Genomic DNA, 23,417 nt, shown 5'->3' with positions numbered 1-23,417 from the left:
CTTCCTCCTCGTTGACGGATGCCGGCAGGCTACCGGCCGGTACGCCCGAACTTACCGGCGCCGGGCGAAGAACCGCTCGCCCGAACGCTGCAGCACCAGGTCCTGGTCGAACGTCTTCGACAGGTTCTCGCTCGTGATCACGTCGTCCATCAGGCCCGCGACCACGGCGTGCCCGTCGCGCAGCAGCAGCGCGTGGGTGAAGCCCGGCGGGATCTCCTCGACGTGGTGCGTGACGAGGACCATGGCCGGCGCGTCCGGGTCCATCGCGAGGTCGGACAGCCGCGCCACGAGGTCCTCACGCCCGCCCAGGTCCAGACCCGCCGCCGGCTCGTCGAGCAGCAGCAGCTCCGGGTCGGTCATCAGCGAACGCGCGATCAGCACGCGCTTGCGCTCGCCTTCGGACAGCGTGCCGAACGTGCGCTTCGCCATGTGCGCGATGCCGAGCGTGCCGAGCAGCTCGGCGGCGCGGTTGAGGTCGAGGCTGTCGTAGGCCTCGCGCCAGCGGCCCATCACGGCGTAGCCGGCGCTCACCACCACGTCTTCCACGCGCTCGTCACCCGGGATGCGCTGGGCGATGGCGGCGGAGGTGAACCCGATGCGGGGGCGCAGGTCGAAGATGTTCACGCGGCCGATGCGGTCGCCGAGCAGGTCGACGGTGCCGGCCGTGGGGTGCAGCTCCGCGGCGGCCAGCCGCAGCAGGGTCGTCTTGCCCGCGCCGTTGGGCCCGAGCACGACCCACCGTTCGTCGAGTTCGACGCTCCAGTCGAGGTCCGCGAGAAGGTCGTTTCCGCTCCGGCGGACGCCGACACCGGACATCCGCACCACGAGGTCGTCAAGGTCGCTGGGCAGGATCGGCTCGCTCACGGGCCCATTGTGGCCGTCCACGCGCGCGCGTCCGCACCCGCCCGGGGTTGACAACGCACCCGCGCGCGTGTGACCCCGCGCCGACGTCCAGCGGATGGGACGAAGCAGCGTACAAAGTGCGAGCTGTGGCACGATCGGTGACGTGTCCAGGTCCGCGTCCGCCACCGTCCCCGCAGCCCGGGGCTCGTTCTGGCGCCGTCGCACGATCGACCTGCTCCTCGTGGCCTCTTGCGGGTGTACGCGAGTGCGGCGCGCCTGCTGAACGCGGGTTTCGTGCCGCGCTGTGCCGTCTTGCCAGCCGTCACCCCCGTTTGAGGAGCACCCGCGTTGACCACGTCGATCACCCGTCCCGACTTCGAGATCCACCCCCGGCTGACCGATCCGCTGCTGGCGCAGCTGCTTCAGCCCGAGCGGCTGCTGTGGACGCCGCGTGAGCTGGCCGACCTCACCAAGACCGTGACCACCGAGCTCACCTCCAGCCTGCGCGAGGTGCTGCGCTTCGACGAGGAAAGCCGCTGGTGGGCGCGGCTCGCGCTCACCGACGGGCTGGAGCTGTGGCTGCTGTCGTGGCTGCCCGGCCAGCAAACGAAGCCCCATGACCACGGTGGCGCGGCCGGCTCGTTCACCGTGCTGCAGGGCGAGCTGGGTGAGGAATACCGCTATCCCGGCGGCCCGATCCGGCGCCGCACGCACACGGCGGGCGAGAGCATCGGCTTCGGCGCCGGGCGCGCGCACCAGGTCACCGGCCTCGGCGACCAGCCGGCCGCCAGCGTCCACGCGTACTCGCCGCCGCTGGTGCCCACGCGCGAATACGCGACGCTGGCCGACGTGCCCGGCGAAATCCCGCCGCTGCCGGTCATACTCGGCCGATGAGCTCGATCGACGACTTCCTCGCCGGCGCCCGGTCCTCCTTGGACCGGGTCTCGCCGGAGCGCGCGTCTTCGCTGCAGGCCGAAGGCGCGCTGATCGTGGACATCCGGCCGCACGCCAACCGCGCCGCCGAGGGCGAGATCCCCGGCGCCGTGGTCGTCGAGCGGATCCACCTGGAGTGGCGGCTCGCCCCGGACAGCGACTGGCGGCTCGACGGTGTGACTCCTGACACGACGGCGATCGTGATGTGCAACGAGGGCTACTCGTCGAGCCTGGCCGCGGCGGACCTGCAGCGGCTGGGGTTGAAGAACGCTACGGATCTCGAGGGTGGGTTCCGGGCTTGGGCGGAGGCTGGGTTGCCGGTGGTGGAGGGTGGCTCGCCGGCGGTGCCGTAGCGGCGGTTTCGCGCGGCTTGATCTGCAGCAGGAGCGGTGACAACGCGAAGCCTTGCCGTTCGTAGGTCGGCACGGCGCGTTCCGACGAATGTACGGTGACGCGCTCCAGGCCGAGTTCAGCGGCCAGGCGCAGGGTCGTGTCGATCAGCCGGCCACCCAACCCGCCGTCCCGGACCTCCGGCACCACGTACACGCACTGCAGGTCGCCCGACGCCCGCGAGAACGCGAGCGGCGACGGCACCCGCGCGGTGATCGCGAGGAACGCCATCCCCATCACTTCGCCGTCGCGCACGAGGACCAGGCACCGGTGCGTAGCCGCGTTCTCCCGCACCCACGCGGCGAACTCGCGGACGAACGCGGCGCGCTCATGGTCCGGCAGGCCGTCCCGCTCGGCCACCCAGCGCCACCGCAACCCGGCGACGGCCTCGAACTCAGTGGGGCGGGCCGGGCGGACCTCGATGTCCGGCACTAGGCGAGGACGACGCGGGCCAGTTCCGCGGGGCTCGCCAGCAGGGGGTGCTTCGGCAGCACCCGCACCGTGTAGCCGACCGAGCCTGCGCGGGGCAGGCGCAGGGACGCGGAGAACGCGCCGATGCCGTCGCCCTGCATCGGGACCGTGACTGTGTCCGTGAGTTCGTCGCCATCGCCGACCTGGCCGACGACGGCCTGGATGTCCACTTCGGACGGGTTCAGGCCGGCCAGGTCGATGCGGGCGCGGACGGTGACCTCGGTGCCGACGACCAGCCGTGAGGAGTGGTCGTAGAGCAGCTCCGAGTCGAAGATCCGCACGCGCGGCCAGGAGACTTCGAGCTTGGTGCGGTAGTCGGCGAGCGACAGGGCGCCCGCGTAGCCGTCGCCGACGGCGGCGGCGACCATGCGCGACGCGGGCAGGTAGCCGGAGTCCACGTACTCGCGGACCATGCGCGAGGCCTGCACGCGCGGGCCGAGCGTTTCCAGCGTGTGCCACACCATCGACAGCCAGCCGGAGGGGACGCCCGAAGCGTCCTTGTCGTAGTACAGCGGCGCGATCTGCTGGCCGAGCAGGTCGTAGAGCGCGGCGGCCTCGAGGTCGTCGCGGCGCAAGGGATCCGTGACACCGTCGGCGGTGGGGATGGCCCAGCCGTTGGAGCCGTCGTAGCACTCGTCCCACCAGCCGTCGCGGATGGAGAGGTTGAGGCCACCGTTGAGCGCCGACTTCATGCCCGACGTGCCGCACGCCTCCAGCGGCCGCACGGGGTTGTTGAGCCACACGTCGCAGCCGCGGTAGAGGTAGCGGGCCATGGACATGTCGTAGTCGGGCAGGAAGACGATGCGGTGACGCACGGCGGGGTCGTCGACGAACCGCACGATCTGCTGGATGAGCTGCTTGCCGTTCTCGTCGGCAGGGTGCGACTTGCCGCCGATCACGATCTGGATCGGACGCTTCTCGTCGAGCAGCAGGGCGCGCAAGCGGTCGGGGTCGCGCAGCATCAGCGTGAGGCGCTTGTACGTGGGCACGCGGCGGGCGAAGCCGACGGTCAGCACGTCCGGGTCGAACACGCGCTCCGTCCAGCCCAGCTCCAGCGCCGAAGCGCCACGCTGCATCCACGCCGCCCGCACGCGCCGGCGCACCTCGGCCACGAGCTTCTCCCGCAGCTCGCGGCGCAGCTCCCACAGCTGCTGGTCGGTGACGCCGTCGCGCAGCGAGCTGTCCGGCGTGCGGCCCTCGTGGCCGAACTCGTCGTGGTTGCCGCCCAGCAGCGCGCTCAGCTCGCGCGCGACCCACGTGGGCCCGTGCACGCCGTTGGTGATGGACGAGACGGGCACCTCGTCGTCGTCGAATCCGGGCCACAGGCGGGAGAACATGCGCCGGGTGACGCGGCCGTGGAGCTCGGAGACGCCGTTGGCGCGCTGCGCGAGCCGCAGCCCCATGTGGGCCATGTTGAACAGGCCCGGGTTGTCCTCCGCGCCGAGTTGCAGCACGCGGCGCACGTCGATGTCCGGCACGAGCCGGCCGTCGGAGAAGTAGCGCTGCACGAGGTCGACGGGGAACCGGTCGATGCCGGCGCTCACCGGGGTGTGCGTGGTGAACACCGTGCCCGCGCGCACGGCCGGCAGCGCCTCGTCGAAGCCGAGCCGGTCGGCCTGGATGATCTCGCGGGCGCGCTCGAGGCCGAGGAACCCGGCGTGGCCCTCGTTGGTGTGGAAGACGTTCGGCTGTGGGTGGCCGGTGAGCTCGCAGAACTTCCGCACGGCCCGGAAACCGCCGATGCCGGCGAGGATCTCCTGGCGGATGCGGTGGTCGGCGTCGCCGCCGTAGAGCCGGTCGGTGACGGGGCGCAGGTCCTCGTCGTTGGTCTCGATGTCGGTGTCGAGCAGGAGCAGCGGGATGCGGCCCACGCGGGCGCGCCAGATCTGCGCGTGCAGCGTGCGCCCGCCCGGCATGGCGACCTCGACGAGCACCGCGTGCCCGCCGTCGGTGACCAGCTCCAGCGGGAACGCGTTGGGGTCGATCACCGGGTAGTGCTCGACCTGCCAGCCGTCGAGCGACAGGCTCTGGCGGAAGTAGCCCGACCGGTAGAGCAGCCCGACGCCGACCATCGGCACGCCGAGGTCCGAAGCCGCCTTCAGGTGGTCGCCCGCGAGCACGCCGAGGCCGCCCGAGTAGTTGGGCAGGGCCTCGGTGACGCCGAACTCCATCGAGAAGTACGCGACGGCCGCGGGCAGGCCTTCGTCGGTACGCCGCTGGTACCAGCGCGGCTCGGTGAGGTACTGCTCCAGCCCCGCCGCCGCTTCGCGCGTGCGACGCAGGAAGTCCTCGTCCACCGACAGCTCTTCGAGACGCTCGGGCGGCAGCGCGGTGAGCATCCGCAACGGGTCGCGGATGGCGTTGAAGAGCTCGGCGTCCATCGACGCGAACAGGTCGCGAGTCGGTGGGTGCCACGTCCAGCGCAGGTTCGTCGCGAGCGCGCCAAGGCCCGCTAGCGATTCCGGCAGGCTGGCTCGGACGGTGAACCGGCGGACAGCACGCATGGTCAGCGACCATATCGGGCCGCCGGTCCCGGCGCTCGTGACCCGTTCGGGGATAACGCTCACATCGGGCACACCCGCTGGGTAGGGTCCCGGGCGTGATGAGGCGAGGGGGAGCGCTGCTGGCGCTCGCGGTGGTGGCCGCGCTCGGCGCGGCGGCGTGCGGAACTGGTTCGGCCGGACCGGTCACGCCGGGGGCCGGCAACGTCGCGGGCCTGCCCGTGACCCACTTCGACAGCGGCCTCAAGAGTGGCGCGCCGAAGCCGAACCTGACCGTGAAGAACGCCGAGGGCGGCCAGGACGACCAGCTCGCCACGGCCGCGATCGCCGACGTCGAGGCCTACTGGGGCGAGGCCCTGCCGACCGACTTCGGACAGGACTTCAAGCCCGTGACGTCGCTGCTGTCCTACGACTCGCGCACCGACACCGAGAACACGGCGTGCGGCAGCGTGAAGAAGCTCGTGAACGCGTTCTACTGCTCCGCCGACGACTCGGTGGCCTGGGACCGCGGCGTGCTGCTGCCGATGCTGCGCCAGCGCTTCGGGCCCATGTCGGTGGTCACCGTGCTGGCGCACGAGTTCGGCCACGCGATCCAGTACCGGCTCGGGCCGAAGGCCGGCATCACGAAGAGCACGCCGAGCGTGGTGAAGGAGCAGCAGGCCGACTGCTTCGCGGGCAGCTACTTCCGCTGGGTGGCCGAGGGCAAGAGCAAGTACTACCAGGTGTCCACGGCCGAGGGCCTTGACCAGATCATGGCCGCGATGTTCTTCATCCGCGACCAGGCCGGCACGAGCGCCACCGACCGCCAAGCCCACGGCACCGCGTTCGACCGGACGTTCGCGTTCCAGTCCGGGTTCGAGAAGGGCCCGAAGGAGTGCGCGGGCATGAACGCGCAGAACGTGCAGGAGCGGCTCACCGAGCGGCCGTTCGACACCGGCGACAAGGGCAAGGGCGACGCGAAGATCTCCGAGCAGACCCTCGCGCTGCTGAAGTCGAGCCTCGACTCGGCGTTCGGTGGTGCGGGAGTGAAGGCGCCGACGATCGTGCCCGGGAGCGGCAGCTGCTCGGGTGGGCCGTCGACCCCGCCCGCGTCCTACTGCCCGGCCGACAACACGGTGAACATCGACGTTTCGCGGCTCACGGCGCTGGCTCAGCCGGTGGACGAGGAGGCCGAGGCGTCCGGGCAGCAGAGTTCGGGCCTGGGCGACTTCGCGGCGTTCGCGGAGGTGGCGTCCCGGTACGCGCTGGGGATCCAGAAGGGCGTGGGGGCTTCGCTGGACAACCCGAACGCCGGGCTGCGGACGTCGTGCTTGGTCGGCGCCTGGGCGGCGTTCACGAACCGGCCCGGCTCGCTGCGTCTGTCCGCCGGCGACCTCGACGAGGCGATCGCGGACCTGCTGCGGCCGCAGGGCCTGGTGTCGGCGGACGTGAACGGCAAGCGGCCCGACAGCGGTTTCGACCGCGTCGAGTCCCTGCGGCGGGGGTATCTCGAGGGGTCTTCGGTCTGTTCGAAGCAGTACGGCTGACCCGATTTTCCACCCAGGCTGGAAAATCGGTGTGGCCGGAATTTCCAGGAATGCTGGAAACGCGCCTGGCCGAGGTTCAGCCGAAGCCGGGTGCGTCCCAGGTGACGCCGTTGTCGTCGCCGAGCAGGTGGTCGAGCAGCCCCGCCGCGGACGCCTCCGGGGTGATGAGGACGCCGTTTTCGTACGCGTCGGCGAACCCGCGGCGGACGGGTTCGGCGAGGCCACGGCCGAGGTCGCCCCGGATTTCCGTCTGCATCGCGGTGTCGACCATGCCCGGCTGGTAGACGTTCACGGTCACGCCCGTGCCCGCGAGCTCCGCGGCGAGGTTGCGGCTGTGGGCCTCCAGCGCGGCCTTGGTCGTGGTGTAGGCGTTGCCGCCGATGAGCGAGCCGGGGTGCGCGGCGACGCCGCTGGAGACGTTGACGACGCGACCCCAGCCGCGGGCGAGCATCCCGGGCAGCACGCCGAGGGTGAGCGTGACCGGCGCGGTGAGGTTGGTCGCGATCGCGGCCGCGAAATCGGCCGGGTCGACCTCGGCCGTGGGGGCGACGGGCCGGGTCACGGCGGCGTTGTTGACCAGCACGTCGACCGGGCCGGCCCCCTCCACGAGCGCGGCGACTTCGGCGGGACTGCCGAGGTCGGCCGGGATGAGCCGGGTGGGGCCGGCGGCGAGGTCGGCCGTCTTCGCGAGCTCCGCATCGGAACGGGCGACGAGGACGACTTCGGCGCCGCGTTCGGCCAGGCCCAGGGCGAGGGCGCGGCCCAGTCCGCGGCCGGCGCCCGTGACCAGGGCGGTTTTTCCTCGCAGGCTGGAGATGCGCACGTCCGTGAGGCTAGTGGAGCACGATCGTTTCGCCGCCGGACGACGAAGGCCCCCGATCGCGGATCGGGGGCCTTCGTGGTGGAACGGGTCAGAACAGGGCGCTCGCCAGGTTGCGGCGGGCCTTCATCACGCGCTCGTCGGCCGGGTCGAACAGGTCGAAGAGCGCGACCAGGTGTTCGCGGACGCGGTTGCGGTCGTCGCCGGCGGTGCGGCGGACGGTGTCGATCAGGCGGGTGAACGCGGCTTCCACGTCCTGCTCCGCGATCTCCAGGTCGGCGGCCGCGAGCTGGGCGTCGAGGTTCGACGGGTCGGCGTCGGCCTTGCTGCGGGCGTCCGGGTCGGCCGCTTCGGCGCGGGCGGTGAACTTGACCTGGGCCAGGGCGTTCTTGGCCAGCTCGTTGGCGGGCTCGGCGTCGAGGATGCGCTCGTAGGCGGCCTGCGCGGCGGCGAAGTCGCCCTGCTCGAAGGCTTCCTCGGCCTCGGTGAAGCGCGGGTCCTCGGGCTCCTCGATCGGGCCGCGGACCTCCTCGGCGGCGCGGATGCCGGGGAGCTTGTCGCGCAGGGCGTCGAGCAGCGCGTTCAGCCACTTGCGGATCTCGGGCTCCGGCAGGGCGCCGGAGAACGCGTCCACGGGCTGGCCGCCGCCGATCGCGACGACGGTCGGGATCGACTGGGCGCCGAACAGCTGCGCGATGCGCGGGTTGGCGTCCACGTCGACGCGGGCGAGCACCCACGCGCCGGCCGCTTCGGTGGCGAGGCGCTCCAGCACGGGGCTGAGCTGCTTGCACGGGCCGCACCAGTCGGCCCACAGGTCCACGAGCACGAGCTGGTTGAGCGAGCGCTCGACGACGTCGGTCTGGAACGTGGCTTCCGTCACATCCATGATGACGTCCGACGGCGGCGCGCCGCCCCCGGCCGGCGCCGCACCCGCGGGCGGCGCGGGGGGCTGGCTCCGGGACGCCTCGGCCCGGGCCTTGAGCGCGGACAGGTCGACCGCGCCGGACAGTGCGGCGGACATGGCCGCTGAGTTCGCTGCAGATCCGCGTGGGTGTGTCACGCCCTCCATCCTGGCACGGGGCGGCGGGACATTTCACCGCCGGTGCCCGGGTGGCGCACTCGCGCCGCGATTGGCAGGAGCGCCCGGCTCGGGCATGCTCACGCGGAAAGATCAGGGAGGCCGTGATGCTGAGCCGGCGCAACGCCACCGTGGCGGTGGCCGTCGGGGTGGGCGTGGCCTGGGTCGTAGCGATCACGCTGCTCATCGCGAACCAGCCGGACCCGGGCGCGCCCTCGCCCGTCGCCCTGCGGGACTCGCTGCGCAGCGCCCTGGTCGCCCGCGACTCCGGCGGGCTCGAAGACCTGCTCGACTACCCGGGCTCGGGCGCCTCCGACTTCGCCGACGACTACGTGGCCGTGCTCGGCGAAGAGGACGTGCGCGACATCGCCGTGCAACTCGTCCCCGACGACCACGCCCCGACGCGCGCGGTGGTCAGCGGGGTGACGCACGGGTCGCGGTTCACCTACTCCCTGGCGGTGACCAGGGAGGAAGGCCGGTGGACCGTCGCGTTCACCCCGCCGCTGCCGTAGGCGCTCAGTCCTCGCGCAGGTGCGCTTCCACGCGGTCGACCTTCGCGGTCAGCTGGCCCGTGTCGTAGCCCGGGCGGATGTCGGCCTTCAGCACGAGGCCGACGCGCGCCGACCCCTCCCCCGCGGCTTGCACGGCCTGCTTCACGACGGCCATCACCTCGTCCCACTCGCCTTCGACGTTCGTGAACATCGCGTTCGTGGAGTTCGGCAGGCCGCTGTCGCGGACGACCTTCACGGCGCGGGAGACGGCCTCGCTCACCCCGGCGTCCGGGTCGCCGCCGGAGGGGCTCACGCTGAACGCGACGATCATGTCGGGATCCTTTCATCAGAGGAAAACAATGGCGGCTGAGCAGGGCGATCGCCGTCTTCCGGGTACCCGCTGGTAACTTCGTTTGTCATGAACCGACCGCTGCCGTTCGACCCGATCGCCCGTGCGGCCGAGCTCTGGGAGGACCGGATCGGTCCCGCCGGAACCATGGCCGCGGTCACCGGTCTGATGCGGGTGCAACAGATCATCCAGTCGGCGGTCGACGGCTCGCTCAAGCCGCACGGCCTCACGTTCGCCCGCTACGAGGCGCTCGTGCTGCTCACCTTCGCCCGCAACTCGCGGCTGCCGATGCGGGTGATGGGCGAGCGGCTGCAGTTGCACCCCACCAGTGTCACCAACATAGTCGACCGCCTCGAGCGCGACGGGCTCGTGAAGCGCGTGCCCCACCCCACCGACCGGCGCACGACACTGGTCGAGATCACCGACGACGGCCGCGCGCGCCGCGAAGCCGCGACGGCCGCCGTGACGGGCATCGACTTCGGGCTCACGGGGCTCACCGAGCGGCAGGTCGAGCAGCTCACCGACCTGCTCACCAAGGTCCGCCGCTCGTCGGGCGACTTCAGCGAATAACGCCGGAACGCGAAACGGGCCCGCACGACACGAGGTCGTACGGGCCCGTCGAAAAGCGGGGAACTCAGGCGTTGACGGTCTCCGGCACGCGGGACTCGAACAGGCCGACACCGCCGTGGGTCAGGCGCTGGGGGCCGTCGAGGCGGCCGTTGCGCAGGGCCCACTTCTCGAAGATCCAGGTGAACAGCGGCGGGATGCTGGACAGCAGCGCGAGCACCAGGGTCTTCGGGCGCCAGCCGAGCGGCTTGGCGACGGACAGGGAGACCACGACGTAGAGCACGAAGATCACGCCGTGGACCATGCCGATGACGGGCACGCCGCCCTCACCGGAGGAGTGCACGACGTACTTGAGAAACATCCCGATCAGCAACGCGGCCCAGGACAGGGCTTCGGCGACTGCGGCCACGCGGAACACGAGAGCGGCCTTGCTGGACACGACTTTCCTCCTGTGCGTCACACGGGTGCGTGCTGCCTGCACACACAAAAACGCGTCCGGCGCACTGTCCAAGGGGGACTACCCGCTTGACGTCAACAGCACTGTCGGACGCGTATGACACCAGTGTGAGGCGTGACGGCCCTCACCGGAACACCGGGGCCCGTGACTATCCTCACGGACCCTCCCGAATATGGTCTGGACCACTGCGGGAAACGGTGGGGAAATGCCCGGAAAACCGTGAAGGCCCCTTCCCGGTCTCGCATTCCGGGAAAGAGCCTTCACGGATAGTCCTCAACCGGACACTAACCGGCACACGGTGACGGCGGCGCCGACGAAGGTGATGTTGCCCACGTGGCCTGCGCGGCGTCGGCGGTCAGCGTGAAGTCCAGTGTGGCCCCGCGCCGCAGCTGCTCGACGCTCACGTAGGACTTGTCCGAAGGCCGCGCCTGCCGCCCGTCGCCCACCTTCAGGCCGCGGACGTACTGGAGCTTCGCCCCGTCGGCCCCCGGTGCCTTGATGGTGACCGAACGCCCGTTCTGCAGGTGCAGCACGGACTTCGCGAACTGCGGCGCGTTGAGCACGAAGTTCCCGGTACCGGGTACGGCCGGGTAGAGGCCGAGCGCGCTGAAGACGTACCACGCCGACATGGTGCCGAGGTCGTCGTTGCCCGTGACGCCGTTGGGGGCGTTCGTGAACAGCGTGTGGGCCGCGCGCACCACCGCGGAGGTCTTCCACGGCTGGCCGGTGAGCGTGTACATCCACGGCGAGTGCAGGTCGGGTTCGTTGTTGGGGTTGTAACGGAACTGGTTGTAGTAGGAATACGGACCGACCACCCATTCCTCGCGAACGGTCTTCGCCGGGTCCTTCACGAGGTCGTCGTAGGCGAAGAAGTCGTCGAGGCGCGCGTGGGTGTTGTCGGCGCCGCCCATCTCCTTCATCAGGCCGGGCACGTCCTGCTGCACCAGCCACTGGTACTGCCACGCGGTGCCCTCGTGGAAGCCGTCCTGGCTCTGCGGGCTGTAGGCCTGGCCCGCGGGCGTGAACCAGTCGCCGCCGGTGACCTTCGGGCGGAAGAAGCCGGTGAAACCGCGGTCGGTCACGGTCGGGTCCCACAGCGTCTGGTACGTGCGGCCCCTCGCGGCCAACGCGGCCGCGTCCTGCTTCTTGCCCAGCGCGGCGGCCATGGCCGAGAGCGAGCAGTCGCCGAGCGCGTACTCCAGGGTGGCCGAAGCGCCGTGGTTCGGGTCGGTGTCCTGGCCCTTCTTCGGGAAGTTCGGGTCGTACTGCACGAACCCGTCGGCCTGGTAGCTCGCGTTGCCCGAGCGGCCCTGGAACGGCGAGGACGCCGGCGGGATCTGCTGCGAGTTCTGCAGCAGCGCCTCGTACGCCTCGACTTCATCGCCCTTCAGCGCGCCGAAGCGCCACAGGTCGACCAGGAACGGCGTGACCGGGTCGCCGGTCATCGTGTTCGTCTCCTGGCTCGCGTACGCCCACCGCGGCAGCCAGCCGCCCTCCTCGTGGATCGCGAGGATGCTCTTCGCGATGTCGCGCGCCCGGTCGGGCTTCAGCAGCGCGAGCAGCTGGTTCTGGCTGCGGTAGGTGTCCCACAGCGAGAAGAAGTCGTAGTACGTCCAGCCGATCGCGCGGTGGATCTTCTTGTCGAAGCCGTAGTAGCGGCCGTCGGCGTCGTTGGCGGTGAGCGGCTGCAGGAACGCGTGGTAGAGCGAGGTGTAGAACACCGTGCGCTCGTCGGGCGTGCCGCCGGTGATGTCCACACTGGACAGTTCCTGGCGCCACGTGCGCTGCGCGTCGGCCTTCACCGCGTCGAACGGGCGCACGCGCGAGGCGGCGAGGTTCACGTCGGCGCCGTGGGCGTCCACCTGGGAGATCGACGTGGTGGCCGTGATCTGGTCGCCCTTCGGGAAGGTCAGCCACGCGCCGCGCAGGCCCGCGCCGCCTTCCGACGACTTGCTGCCGGGCGTGCCACCCGTCGGCGACCAGGTGCCGTAGCTGGAGAACGGCTTGTCGAACTTCGTCGTGAAGTACGTCGTGTAGGCCTTGCCGCCGCAGAAGGCCTGCGACTCGACGGTGCCGGAGATCGTGTGGTCGTCGACGATCCGCACGCTGCTGCCGGTCACGGGCTCCTTGGCGTTGGCCTGCCCGACGTTCACGAACACGTTGGCGGGACCGGACTTGTCGAACGTGTAGCGCTCGACGCCGCTGCGGGTCGAGGCCGTGGTCTCCACGTCGACGCCGCCGTAACCGGTCAGGTGCACCTTGTAGTAGCCGGGTTTCCCGACCTCTCCGTCGTGGGTGTAGGGCGCGGCGTAATTGGCGTTGTCGAAGGTGGCGGGCTTGGTCGTGTCGAAGGCCGCGCCCGGGCCGACGTCCCCGGTGGTGGGCAGGGTCTGCACCAGGCCGCCCTGTTCCCAGCAACCCGCGCCGGACAGGTAGAAGTGGCCGAAGCCGCGGATCGCGGTGTCGGTGTAGAGGTAGCCGGCGTAGTGCGTGGTCGACGGTGAAACCTGCACCATGCCGAACGGCGCCGACGCGCCGGGGAACGTGTTGCCCTCGTCCTGCGTGCCGATGAACGTGTTCACCGACTCCAGCGCGTCGGCCGGTCCGGCCGAGGCCGTGACCGGCGTGAGGCCGGCCGCCACGACGGCGAGCGCGAGCGCGCCCGCCAGTGTTCTGCTCCTCATCGAGCTCCCTCCCGAAACGGGTCCGTGGAGGACCCCTCGGACGAGGAGCCCTCCACGGATCACGGACTGGCGAAGATCAGCCGACAGCGATGGCGAAGATGTGCATCACGCCGCCGCTGACGTTCGACGGCAACGTCACGCTCGCCACCGTCTTGCCGGCGTCGAGGGTGATCGGCGCGGTGCCGAACACCATCGTGCGAATCTGCTGCGGGTCGGTACCCGAAGCGTTGCGGTACGGCGTGGACAGCACGATCCGGTTGCCGAACGACGGCTGCGCACCGCCGCCGCCGAGCGTCCAGTCGGACACGCCGACCGTGGCGGTGGACGTGGTGCCGTCGGTGTAGGTGATGGTGAGCGTGCCCTGCGCGTTGCCGTTGGAGCCGGCGCCGAGCAGCTCGAGCCGGCCCGAGCCGGTCACGGTCACCTTCTGGCCGTTCGCCACCACGTTGTCGGGGTCGCCCGCCGGGAACGAGGGCCAGGTGAAGTTCAGCCCGTCGCTCGTCACCGTGCCGCCCGGCTTGGCGCCGGCCGCGGCCAGCGCGTCGGCCGAGTAGCTCCAGCCACCGCCGTCGAAGTTGGCCTTCGTCGAGTCGGAGTCGGGCGAGATGCCGGCGTTGTCCACAGTGGCCAGCCAGCTGCCCGGCTGAGCCACGAGCACCGTCAGCACGGCCTCGGTGCTCGCCAGCCCCGGCGCGGAGAACGTGACCGGGATGCGGCGGGCGCCGTCGGCGGTGCCCGCGGGGACGGTGACGTTGACCGTGGCTTGCGCCTTGCCGTTGGCCGGCACGGCGACCGAGCCCGACGCCGGCGACAGCGTGATGCCGTCGGCGCTGCCCGCGGTGTAGGTCCACGTCCTCGCGGTGCCGGACAGGTCCTGCACGCCGACGCTCGCCGTCACGGTCGAGCCCGCCGGGGTCACCACGCGGGCCGGGTTGGCGAACGCGAGGCTCGGCTTCTCCTGCTCGCGGAACGACGGCGGGGCGTCGGCCGCCGCGGCGCCCCACTGGGTGGCCGTGGCCGAGCGGGTGAAGTCGAGCGTGCCGCCGGTCGAGATCAGGGCCTCGGGCAGCCACGCCTTGGTGGCCGCACCGCCGTTGACCTTCAGCGAGCCGACGTAGTCACCGGTGCCGGGCGCGTTGATCGTGATCTTCTTGCCCGCGCCCGTCGTGAGCACGGCGTGCTCGAACCGCGGCGTGGACAGCAGCACCTCGGCGCGGCCCGGGATCTCCGGGTAGACGCCCAGCGCGGACCACACGTACCAGGCCGACATCTGGCCGAGGTCGTCGTTGCCGATCAGGCCCTCGGGACGAGGGTTGTAGAGCTCGTCCATCGACCGGTGCACGATGGACTGCGTCTTGGCCGGGGCACCCGCGTACGAGTAGACGTAGGGCGCGTTGGAGTTCGGCTCGTTGCCCATGAACGCGTACGGCAGCTGGGTGCCGGCGTTCAGCTGCGTGAAGAAGGTGTCCAGCCGCGACTGCGTCGCCGTGTCGCCGCCGAACGCCGAGACGACGCCGCCGAGGTCGTAGGGAACCATCCACTCGTACTGCGCGCCGTTGCCCTCGACCCAGCCCTGCGAGCTGGCCGGGTCGTACGTGCCGGCGAACGAGCCGTCGGCGTTGCGCGGCTGCAGGTGGCCGGTGCCCGGGTTGTAGAGGTTCTGCCAGTTCTGCGCGCGCTTCATGAACGTGGTGTAGGTGGCGCTGTCGCCGAGGCGCTTCGCGAACTGCGCGATGGCGAAGTCGGCGCTGGTGTACTCGAGGGTGTCCGCGCCGGCGCCGGGTACGTAGCCCAGCCGCATGTAGTCGGCGAGGCCGGGCCGCTCGGTGTAGCCCTGGGTGGGCTGGGTGGCGCCCTTGATCATCAGCAGCAACGCCTTCTGGGCGTCGAAGTCACGCGCGCCGAAGGCGTACGCGCTGGAGACGATGATGTGGTACGGGTCGCCGTTCATCACTCCGGTGTAGTCGTTGGCCACGGTCCAGCGGTCCCACGAGCCGCCCTGCTCGGCGTAGGCCATCATCGAGCGCACGATGTCCGACGTCTGGGCCGGGTCGATCGTGGCCAGCAGCGGGATCTCCGAGCGGTAGATGTCCCAGCCGGAGAAGTTGGTGTACATCGCGTGGCCCTTGTCGGCCTTGTGGATCCGGCCGTCGAAGCCCGGGTAGGAACCGTCCACATCGGAGAACACGTTCGGCTGGATCAGCGAGTGATACAGCGACGTGTAGAACGTGGTCATGTCCGCGTCGGCGCCGCCGCTGACGGCGACCTTGCCGAGCTGGTCGTTCCACGCCTTGCGCGCACCGGCCGCGACCTGGTCGAAGGACTTCTTGCCGTTGTTCTCGGCCTTCAGGTTCGCCTTCGCACCGTCCACGGACACGAACGACAGGCCGACCTGCACGTTGACCTGCGCGCCGTTGAGGTTCGCGAAGGTCACGTAGCCGCCGCTGCCGGGGCCGCTCACGGTGGTGTCCTGCGTCTTGGCCTTGGCCGGGCGCGCGATGGCGGCGTTCACGCCGTTCGGCTGCGCCACCTTCGCGCGAGCCCCGCCGGTCTCCGACGTCTTGCCGGGCGTCACCGCGCCGTTCTTCCACGTGCCGATCGAGGCGAACGGGGTGTCGAACTTGGCGGAGAAGTACACGCGGTAGGTGTTCTGCGCACCGCAGAAGCGGCCGCTGGTCGCCCAGCCGCTGATGGTGTCCTTGCCGATGGTGATCGACGCGTCGTCCGTGCCGTTGACCGAGCCGGACGTGTTGACCAGCAGTGTCGAGGACGCGCCGGCGGGGTAGGTCAGGCGCGCGGAGCCGGTGCGCTGCGTCGCGCTCAGCTCGACCTTCGCGCCGCTGTCGAGGGTGACGTCGTACTCGCCCGCGGTGGCGTGCTCGTTGTCGTGGCTGAACTTCGACGTGTAGTGGCCCGGGTCCGTCGCCGGCGAGGTGCTGACCTCGCCGACGTACGGGATGAACGGGATGTCCTCGTACGTCGAGCAGCCGGCACCCGAGAGGTGCGTGAGGCTGAAGCCGGTGAGGGCGTTGTCGTCGTAGAAGTAGCCGCCCGGCTGCGACTTCACCGTGTCCGGGCTCCACTGCACCATCCCGAACGGCGCCACCGCGCCGGGGAACGTGTTGCCGGCACCGCCACCGGTGCCGTGGTCCTCGCCGCCCGGCCGGGTTCCGACGAAGGGGTTCACCCACTTCGCGAAATCGGTGTCCGGGGCTTTCGCCGCCACGGCCGCGGTGGCCGGCGCGACCGCCGCCACCACCGCCGTGGTCAGGAAGATCAGTCCGGCTCTCCAGCGCGCTCGCGCCATCGCCATCGCCTCTCCAGTCGTCGGCGCGACTCGGCCGTCAGGGCCGCTCAGGAGTGGGATGACAACCTTGTCGCGCACACCGTCGATGCGGGCAACCTTGGGCAATCGTTCACGAAAACGTCAAGTCGTGCGTGGAAGCCTGTCTGGTTCAGGACACAGTGATCAGCCATCTGCCTCACAACTTTCGCAGGCTGAATCCCATTCGGCGCGAAGCGGGCATTGACAGCGACCCGGCCTGTGGTGTGCAATCTGCGCCACTATGACAACGTTGTCTCCTCATGGCCGGGAAGCGGACGGGCTTCCCCGCCCGGCGAGCCGACGGGCCACGATGAGCGATGTGGCCCGGCTCGCCGGCGTCAGCATCAAGACCGTGTCCCGGGTGGTCAACGACGAGCCCGCGGTCCACCCCGACACCGCCGAGCGCGTGGTGGCGGCCATCGAGCAGCTCGGGTTCCGGCGCAACCTCGGCGCCCGCAACCTGCGTCGCGGCTCGACCACGGGCACGATCGGGCTCATCGTCGAAGACGTCGGCAACCCGTTCTACTCCGAGCTCAACCGCGCGGTGGAGCGCATCGCGACGTCGTTCGGCCGCCACGTGCTCACCGGTTCGTCGGAGGAGAACTCCGACCGCGAACGCGAGCTGGCGCTGGAGTTCTGCGCGCGCCGGGTCGACGGGATCCTCGTGGTCCCGGCGGGCATGCAGCACGGCTACCTCGTGCCGGAGATGCGCGCGGGCACGCCCGTGGTGTTCCTCGACCGCCCGGCCGGCGACATCGTGGCCGACACCGTGCTCGTGGACAACCTCGGCGGCACCATCGACGCGGTCACGCATCTGGTGCGCCACGGGCACCGCCGGATCGCGTTCCTCGGTGACAGCCCCGACATCTTCACCGCGGCCGAGCGGCTGCGCGGCTTCCGCGAAGGCTGCGTACGCAACGGCGTCTCCTACGACGAGAGCCTCGTGGTGATGCGCACGCCCACGCCGGAGACGATCGCCCACGCCGTGGCGACGCTGCTGACGGGTCCGTCGGCCGCGACCGCGGTGATCGCGGGCAACAACCGCGTGGCCGTGCACCTGCTGCGCGCCCTGGCCCACGCCGAGCACCGGCCCGCGATGGTGAGTTTCGACGACTTCGAGCTGGCGGACCTGCTGGACCCGCCCGTGACGGTGGTCGCCCACGACGTCAGCGCCCTGGGGCACGCGGCGGCAGAGCTGCTGTTCGCGCGGATCCAGGGGGATCAGTCCGCACCCAGAAAGGTAGTCCTGCCCGTGCATCTTGTCGCCCGTGGTTCCGGTGAGGTCACCCCGTGAGCACGCACCTCGAACCGATCCGGCTCCCGGCCAACCAGCCGCCGCAGTTCTACCGCGGTGGCGACGCGATCGCCGCGCTGCGCGGTGCCACCGGTACGGACTCGAAGTTCGGCCCGGAGGACTGGGTCGGCTCCGTCACCACGATGTTCGGCCAGGACACCAACGGCCTCACGAAGCTCCCCAGCGGCGTCTGGCTGCGCGACGCCGTGCGCGAGAACGCCGAGGCGTGGCTGGGTGCCGCGCACGTGGCCAAGCTCGGCGATTCCACCGGCTTGCTGGTGAAGCTGCTCGACGCGGGCCAGCGGCTGCCCGTGCACTTCCACCCGAGCGACTCCTTCGCGGAGAAGCACTTCGACTCGCACTTCGGCAAGACCGAGGCGTGGATCGTGGTAGGTACCTACGGTGACGACCCGCGCGTGTACCCGGGTTTCAAGGAGACGGTGAGCAAGGCGACCGTCGCCGAGTGGACCCGCGAGCAGGACGCGCCGAGCATGCTGGGCGCGCTCAACAGCGTGCCCGTGCAGGCCGGCGACACCGTGTACATCCCGGCCGGGCTGCCGCACGCGATCGGCGAGGGCGTGTTCGTGGTGGAGCTGCAGCAGCCCACCGACTTCTCGCTCACGCTGGAGTGGCGTGACTTCCTGGCCTCGCCGGAGAAGGGCCACCTCGGCATCGGCTTCGACACCGCGATCGAAACGCTCGACACGTCCGGCTGGGACGCCGAGCGGCTCACCACGATCGTGAAGCACACCGCCGAGGACAAGGCCACGTCGGTGGACCTGCTGGCCGCGGGTTCCGACGAGTTCTTCCGCGCCGACCGCGTGCAGCTGTCCTGCGGCTCCCTGGCGTTCGACCCGTCGTTCTCCGTGCTCGTGGTCCTCGACGGCGCCGGCACGCTGCGCACGGAACACGGCGGCGAGTTCGCCCTGGCCAAGGGCGAGACCTACGTGGTGCCGTTCGACGCCGGGCAGGTCGAGGCGTCGGGCTCGCTCACCGCGATCCGCTGCCGCCCGCCCGCACCCGAGAAGAGGTAGGCCTCATGAGCGAGATCCTGCTGGACGCGGTGGACCTCACGAAGCACTACGGCTCGGTGGAAGCCCTCCGCGGCGCTTCCTTCCAGGCCCGCGCGGGCGAGGTCACGGCCCTGATCGGCGACAACGGCGCCGGCAAGTCGACGCTCGTGAAGTGCCTTTCCGGCGCCGAGCAGCCGACGTCCGGCAGGATCCTGCTCGACGGCTCCGAAGTACACCTCGACTCCCCGGTGGCCGCACGGCGGCTCGGGATCGAGACGGTGTACCAGGACCTGGCCCGCGTGAGTACTCCTCCCAGGGGCATCCAGACCACTGTGGACGGTGGGTTCGCCGAGGTGCCGCTCGGTAAGCAGCCGATCGGCGCCAACACGTTCTGAAGCACGCTCGTGCTCGTCGCGCTGATCATCGTCTTTACGGTGCTCACGCTCCGGACGACGCTGATCGAGACGTAGGTGCTGCTTGTGTGCTCGGTGGGCATCGCGTTCGTGATCATCACCTCCGGCATCGACCTGTCTGGGCCGTGATCTTCGCGTGGGCGCGAACTCGCAGTACTTCTACAAGCAGAGCTGCTGAGCGGCCCGAGCGCGGCGAAGGGGACTTTCCCGCGCGGAAAGTCCCCTTCGCCGCGTTCGGGGCTAGGATCTACTCCCCCAGACTCCGTCGCCGAGGGGAGGCCGCCGATGACCGAGGGTGTCCGGCTGCCGTGGCGCTCCGCCGCGCGCGCCGACCCGGTGCCGGTGCTGGCCGCGGCGCGCAAGGTCACCGACGACCTCATCGACGGCCTCGCCGGCACCCACGCCCGGCGCGCGGCCCACGGGCTGCGGCGGCTGTTCGGCGTGGCCGGCCTGGGGCTCACGGACCTGTCGGGATCGCTGCTGTGGTCGGGCCGGCCGGGGCCGGACGCGACCGTGGCCCACGTGCTCGACGAGGTGCTGCACAGCGAGGAGCCCGCGGTCGTCGACGGCGTGGAGGCGGTGCCGCTGCACGTCCACGACGAGCTGGCCGGCGCGTTGCTCGTGGTGGGCGCGCGGGGTTCGGAGGTGGTGCGGCAGGCGGCCGACGTGGTGGTGCAGGCCCTGGAACGCGGCCGGCTCGAGGCGTCGGCGGACCAGGCGGCGCAGGCCGAGCTGCGGGCGTTGCGGGCGGAGATGTCGCCGCACTTCGTGTACAACGCGCTGACGGTGATCGCTTCGCTGGTGCGTTCGGAGCCGGACCGGGCGCGGGACCTGATGCTCGACTTCGCCGACTACACGCGCTACAGCCTGGCGCGCCACGGCGAGTACACCGTGGTGGCCGAGGAGTTCCGCGCGGTGGAGACGTACCTGGCGCTGCAGCGCGCGGTGCTGGGCGAACGGCTGAAGGTGCAGGTGCGCGTGGCGCCGGAGGTGCTGGCCGTGGCCGTGCCGTACCTGGTGCTGGAGCCGCTGGTGGAGAACGCCATCCGCCACGGCATCGAGCCGCGCGCGACCACCGGGCTCGTGCAGGTCCACGGGCAGGCGGAAGGGAACGACTGCGTGATCAGCGTGGAGGACGACGGGGTCGGCATGGACCCGAAACTCGCGGCCGACATCCTCGCCGGCCGCGTCGCCGAGGGCGGCGGCCTCGGTCTGGCCAATGTGGACAGACGGCTGCGCAACGTCTACGGCGCCTGGTACGGGCTGACCGTGGAGACCGAAGTGGGTGCCGGCACGCGGGTGGTCGTGCGGGTCCCGAGGTTCCAGCCGGGGGTGCTGCCGTGAGCGGGCTGCGGGTACTGGCCGTCGACGACCTGGCGCCGGCCCTGGACGAGCTGTGCCGGATGCTGCGCGAGGCCCCGGAGGTCGGCGAGGTCGTGGGCGCGGGTGATGCGCTGCACGCGCTGAAGCTGTTGCAGGCGGACCACTTCGACGCGGTGTTCCTCGACATCTCCATGCCGGGCCTCGACGGGCTGGAGCTGGCGACCCTGCTGGCACGCCTGTCGGAGCCGCCGGTGATCGTGTTCGTGACCGCGCACGACGGCCATGCCGTGGCGGCGTACGGCATCGGCGCGGTGGACTACCTGCTCAAACCGGTGCGGACGGAACGGCTGGCGGCCGCGTTGGCGAAGGTCGTGCGCATGGCGCCTTCGGAGGCCCAGCGCGCGGTGCCCGACGCGATGGCCGCCCTCCCGGTCGACGCGGGCGGCCGCACGCGGTACGTCCGCCGCGACGACGTGTTGTTCGTCGAAGCCCACGGGGATTACGTCCGCCTCCACACCCGCGGTGGGGTGCACCTGGTGCGCATGCCGATCTCGCGGCTCGAGGAGTACTGGGAGGGGACCGGGTTCACGCGGGTGCACCGGGGTTACCTGCTGTCGGTGTCGGCCGTGGTGGAGCTGCGCAGTGACACGACGGGCGGGCTGCTGGCGCACACGCCCGTCGGGGATGTTCCGGTGAGCCGGCGGCACGCGCGCGAGCTGCGCGACCGGTTGCTGGAGGCGGCGCAGCAGGGACAACTGGGGTCGTCTTGGTGAGGGGCGCGTGAGCCGGGTCCGGCGGGTCGCCGTGATGAGCCCGCAGACGCGCCTCGCCCGGTCCCGCCGGCAGGCGCGCGGGCGGTGGCGCATGCCGCGGCTGCGCGCGTCCGACGCCGAACGCGCCGCCGCGCTCTACCGCGCGCAACGCAAACGCGGCATCCCAGCCCTGGTCGCCATGTTCGCGCTCGTGCTCGGGCTGCCCGCCGTGTTCGCCGTGGCGCCGGGGCTGGACGCGGTGCGCGTGTGGGGCATTCCGTTGTCCTGGTTGATGATCGCGCTGCTCCCCTACCCCGTGATGGCCGGGCTGGCCCGCTGGCAGCTGCGGCGCGCGGAGAAGGCCGAGGACGACCGATGACGGCCCGCGCGAGCGGGGTGCGCTGATGGACCTCGCGCTGGCGGTGACTCCGGTCGTGCTCATCACGCTGCTCATCGGCGTGCGCGGGGTGGCCGCGATGCGCACGACGTCGGACTTCCTGGTGGCGTCGCGGCGGATCTCGCCGTTCGTGAACTCCGCGGCGGTGTCCGGGGAGTACCTGTCGGCCGCGTCGTTCCTCGGGGTGGCGGGGCTCGTGGTGAAGGACGGCGTCGGCGCGCTGTGGTACCCGGTCGGGTTCACGGCGGGCTACATCGCGATGCTCGTGCTCGTCGCGGCGCCCATGCGGCGCTCCGGGGCGCTGACGGTGCCGGACTTCGCCGAAGCGCGCCTGGCCTCGCCGGCGCTGCGCCGGATCGCGGCGGTCGTGGTGCTGGTGATCGGCACGATCTACGTCGTGCCGCAGTTCCGCACGGCCGGGCTGGTGCTCACGGCCGTGGGCGGTACGCCGTACTGGGTCGGGGTGGTCATCGCGGGTACGGCCGTGAGCGTCACGCTGGCGCTGGGCGGCATGCGCGCGGCGACGTATGTGCAGGCGTTCCAGTTCTTCCTCAAGCTGCTGCTGTTCCTCGTGCCCGCGCTGTGGCTCGTGCTGCACGTGAGCGACGCCGACCGCGACGCCGCGCTCACGCCCGTCGAGTTCACCCGCTTCACGCACGAGACGCCGGTGGACTTCGAGCACGACGTGACCGTGGTCCTGCGCGAGCCCACCACCGTCGTCACGGCGACCGGGCCGCGCACGCTCCCGCCGGGTGAGCTGACCGTCCACAGTGGAGAGCGCCTGGTCTTCGCCACCAACGCGCCTGTGCCCGACGTCAGCGACGGCGCGGCGCTCGGCGGCCCCGACTGGCAGCGGCCGCTGCTCGACCTCGACAAGGGCTACCCGCTGCTGGGCACGTGGGCCGTGCTCATCGCGACCATGCTGGGCACCATGGGCCTGCCCCACGTGCTGATGCGCTTCCACACCAGCCCGGACGGCCGCGCCGCCCGCCGGACCGCCGCGATCACCGTGGCGCTGCTCGGCGTGTTCTACCTGTTCCCCGGCGTCTACGGCGTGCTCGGGCGCGTGCTGGTGCCCGAGATCTACCTCTCCGGCGACACGGACACGGTTGTCGTCGCATTGCCGGCACAAGTGGACACCGGCTGGGCCGGCGAGCTGTTTACGGCACTGCTCACCGCGGGCGCGTTCGCGGCGTTCCTGGCGACGTCGCTGGGGCTGCTGCTGGTGATGTCCGGCGCCATCGCCTACGACCTCATGCCCGGGGGCCTGCGCCGCCTGCGGGTGACCGTCGTGTTCGTCGCGGTGGCGATGGTGGTGCTGTCGCTGCCGTCGGCGCAGCTCGACGCCGGGGTGCTCGTGACGTGGGGCTTCACCGTGGCCGCGTCGACGTTCTGCCCGCTGCTCGTGCTCGGCATCTGGTGGCCGCGGCTCACCGCCGCGGGCGCGATCAGCGGCGTGGTCACGGGGCTGGTCGCGTCGTCCGGCTCGATCCTGTTCGCCCTGGCCGGGCCGCGCCTCGACGGCTGGGTGGCGATCTTGGTGTCACAACCGGCACCCTGGTCGGTACCACTCGCGTTCGGCGTGATGGTGGCCGTCTCCCTGCGCGGCCGCCCGCCGTCCTGGGCCGGCGCGGCAATGCTCCGCCTGCACCTCGACGAGCGAGCGCCCGGCCCGGAGCCGCCCCATTCGTCCGCACCCGCGTACCGCTCGTCGACCGTTCGTCGTGTCGCCCGGCGTTTGAACCGCTGACGCTTCCTCGTGGGCGCTCGCCTCCCTACTGTGGCGCGGA

General features: G+C 71.2%; 20 protein-coding genes and 2 pseudogenes. 13 read left to right on the top strand and 9 right to left on the bottom strand.

What is annotated here, in order from left to right:
• Positions 1-51 precede the first annotated feature (51 nt).
• On the bottom strand, positions 52-864 hold the full coding sequence (locus ACQPXB_RS09440; protein ID WP_364055729.1) for an ABC transporter ATP-binding protein: 813 nt from the start codon (positions 862-864) through the stop codon (positions 52-54).
• Between the two features lie 327 nt (positions 865-1,191).
• Between ACQPXB_RS09440 and ACQPXB_RS09435 the strand changes: the two genes are divergently transcribed.
• Positions 1,192-1,737 (top strand): cysteine dioxygenase, encoded by a 546-nt coding sequence (locus tag ACQPXB_RS09435; protein WP_366579199.1) that lies wholly within the window; start codon positions 1,192-1,194, stop codon positions 1,735-1,737.
• The gene (locus ACQPXB_RS09430) at positions 1,734-2,129 is read left to right on the top strand and encodes a rhodanese-like domain-containing protein (RefSeq protein WP_386948670.1); all 396 of its coding nucleotides are present in this window, start codon (positions 1,734-1,736) and stop codon (positions 2,127-2,129) included. Before ACQPXB_RS09435 ends, ACQPXB_RS09430 begins: the two co-directional genes overlap by 4 nt.
• On the opposite strand, the gene ACQPXB_RS09425 is transcribed toward ACQPXB_RS09430, so the two are convergent.
• Both ACQPXB_RS09425 and glgP read right to left on the bottom strand, forming a co-directional pair.
• The gene (locus ACQPXB_RS09425; protein WP_432850906.1) at positions 2,047-2,598 is read right to left on the bottom strand and encodes a GNAT family N-acetyltransferase; all 552 of its coding nucleotides are present in this window, start codon (positions 2,596-2,598) and stop codon (positions 2,047-2,049) included. The two genes, ACQPXB_RS09430 and ACQPXB_RS09425, sit on opposite strands and share 83 nt — an antisense overlap.
• A complete protein-coding gene (gene glgP / locus ACQPXB_RS09420; RefSeq protein WP_366579194.1) occupies positions 2,598-5,141 on the bottom strand; it encodes an alpha-glucan family phosphorylase in 2,544 nt (847 codons plus the stop codon). The genes ACQPXB_RS09425 and glgP overlap by 1 nt, the downstream gene beginning before the upstream one ends.
• Before the next feature lie 98 nt (positions 5,142-5,239).
• Between glgP and ACQPXB_RS09415 the strand changes: the two genes are divergently transcribed.
• The gene (locus tag ACQPXB_RS09415; protein WP_432850903.1) at positions 5,240-6,664 is read left to right on the top strand and encodes a neutral zinc metallopeptidase; all 1,425 of its coding nucleotides are present in this window, start codon (positions 5,240-5,242) and stop codon (positions 6,662-6,664) included.
• A gap of 76 nt (positions 6,665-6,740) precedes the next feature.
• Here ACQPXB_RS09415 and ACQPXB_RS09410 read toward each other — a convergent pair whose 3' ends face one another.
• Positions 6,741-7,487: an SDR family NAD(P)-dependent oxidoreductase gene (locus ACQPXB_RS09410; RefSeq protein WP_432850901.1), complete on the bottom strand. Its 747-nt coding sequence runs from the start codon at positions 7,485-7,487 to the stop codon at positions 6,741-6,743.
• A gap of 88 nt (positions 7,488-7,575) precedes the next feature.
• Positions 7,576-8,544: a tetratricopeptide repeat protein gene (locus tag ACQPXB_RS09405; RefSeq protein ID WP_432850899.1), complete on the bottom strand. Its 969-nt coding sequence runs from the start codon at positions 8,542-8,544 to the stop codon at positions 7,576-7,578.
• Positions 8,545-8,669: 125 nt separating this feature from the next.
• Here ACQPXB_RS09405 and ACQPXB_RS09400 point away from each other — a divergent pair, with 125 nt between their 5' ends.
• Positions 8,670-9,074, top strand: coding sequence for a hypothetical protein (locus ACQPXB_RS09400; RefSeq protein ID WP_366579189.1), 405 nt, complete (start codon positions 8,670-8,672; stop codon positions 9,072-9,074).
• A 4-nt stretch (positions 9,075-9,078) separates the two neighbouring features.
• Here ACQPXB_RS09400 and ACQPXB_RS09395 read toward each other — a convergent pair whose 3' ends face one another.
• Positions 9,079-9,384, bottom strand: a complete 306-nt coding sequence (locus ACQPXB_RS09395; protein ID WP_220237532.1) for a thiamine-binding protein — start codon at positions 9,382-9,384, stop codon at positions 9,079-9,081.
• Positions 9,385-9,471: 87 nt separating this feature from the next.
• On the opposite strand from ACQPXB_RS09395, the gene ACQPXB_RS09390 reads away from it, so the two are divergent.
• Complete coding sequence (locus tag ACQPXB_RS09390) at positions 9,472-9,972, top strand: MarR family winged helix-turn-helix transcriptional regulator (protein ID WP_366579187.1); 501 nt, start codon at positions 9,472-9,474, stop codon at positions 9,970-9,972.
• A 64-nt stretch (positions 9,973-10,036) separates the two neighbouring features.
• Here the strand turns inward: ACQPXB_RS09390 and ACQPXB_RS09385 are convergent, their stop codons facing one another.
• The 3 genes from ACQPXB_RS09385 to ACQPXB_RS09375 form a co-directional block, all read right to left on the bottom strand.
• The gene (locus ACQPXB_RS09385; protein WP_360600889.1) at positions 10,037-10,408 is read right to left on the bottom strand and encodes a DUF3817 domain-containing protein; all 372 of its coding nucleotides are present in this window, start codon (positions 10,406-10,408) and stop codon (positions 10,037-10,039) included.
• A 302-nt stretch (positions 10,409-10,710) separates the two neighbouring features.
• Entirely contained in the window at positions 10,711-13,110 is a 2,400-nt protein-coding gene (locus ACQPXB_RS09380; RefSeq protein ID WP_432850896.1) for a GH92 family glycosyl hydrolase, read from the bottom strand.
• Between the two features lie 76 nt (positions 13,111-13,186).
• The gene (locus tag ACQPXB_RS09375) at positions 13,187-16,423 is read right to left on the bottom strand and encodes a GH92 family glycosyl hydrolase (RefSeq protein WP_432850894.1); all 3,237 of its coding nucleotides are present in this window, start codon (positions 16,421-16,423) and stop codon (positions 13,187-13,189) included.
• A 322-nt stretch (positions 16,424-16,745) separates the two neighbouring features.
• Here ACQPXB_RS09375 and ACQPXB_RS09370 point away from each other — a divergent pair, with 322 nt between their 5' ends.
• From ACQPXB_RS09370 to ACQPXB_RS09335, 8 genes and pseudogenes are all read left to right on the top strand, one after another.
• Entirely contained in the window at positions 16,746-17,729 is a 984-nt protein-coding gene (locus tag ACQPXB_RS09370) for a LacI family DNA-binding transcriptional regulator (protein WP_366579182.1), read from the top strand.
• Positions 17,726-18,763 carry a class I mannose-6-phosphate isomerase gene (locus ACQPXB_RS09365; protein WP_432850891.1) on the top strand — a complete coding sequence of 346 codons (1,038 nt, stop codon included), beginning with the start codon at positions 17,726-17,728 and terminating at the stop codon, positions 18,761-18,763. The genes ACQPXB_RS09370 and ACQPXB_RS09365 overlap by 4 nt, the downstream gene beginning before the upstream one ends.
• Positions 18,764-18,768: 5 nt before the next feature.
• Positions 18,769-19,038, top strand: a pseudogene (locus tag ACQPXB_RS09360) (ATP-binding cassette domain-containing protein); the annotation flags it as partial.
• Between the two features lie 3 nt (positions 19,039-19,041).
• Positions 19,042-19,275 (top strand): annotated as a pseudogene (locus tag ACQPXB_RS09355) (ABC transporter permease); the annotation flags it as partial.
• A gap of 165 nt (positions 19,276-19,440) precedes the next feature.
• Positions 19,441-20,499: a sensor histidine kinase gene (locus ACQPXB_RS09350; protein WP_366579173.1), complete on the top strand. Its 1,059-nt coding sequence runs from the start codon at positions 19,441-19,443 to the stop codon at positions 20,497-20,499.
• Complete coding sequence (locus ACQPXB_RS09345) at positions 20,496-21,251, top strand: LytR/AlgR family response regulator transcription factor (RefSeq protein WP_386948695.1); 756 nt, start codon at positions 20,496-20,498, stop codon at positions 21,249-21,251. Before ACQPXB_RS09350 ends, ACQPXB_RS09345 begins: the two co-directional genes overlap by 4 nt.
• A 7-nt stretch (positions 21,252-21,258) precedes the next feature.
• Positions 21,259-21,609 (top strand): hypothetical protein, encoded by a 351-nt coding sequence (locus ACQPXB_RS09340; RefSeq protein WP_366579169.1) that lies wholly within the window; start codon positions 21,259-21,261, stop codon positions 21,607-21,609.
• Between the two features lie 25 nt (positions 21,610-21,634).
• The gene (locus tag ACQPXB_RS09335) at positions 21,635-23,377 is read left to right on the top strand and encodes a cation acetate symporter (protein WP_366579168.1); all 1,743 of its coding nucleotides are present in this window, start codon (positions 21,635-21,637) and stop codon (positions 23,375-23,377) included.
• Positions 23,378-23,417 lie beyond the last annotated feature (40 nt).

It is taken from the genome of Amycolatopsis sp. CA-161197, from assembly GCF_050942255.1.
In the GTDB taxonomy this organism is placed as follows: Bacteria; Actinomycetota; Actinomycetes; order Mycobacteriales; family Pseudonocardiaceae; genus Amycolatopsis.
Note: the sequence above shows the minus strand (reverse complement) of the source record. Positions and strands in the feature narration are given on the sequence as shown.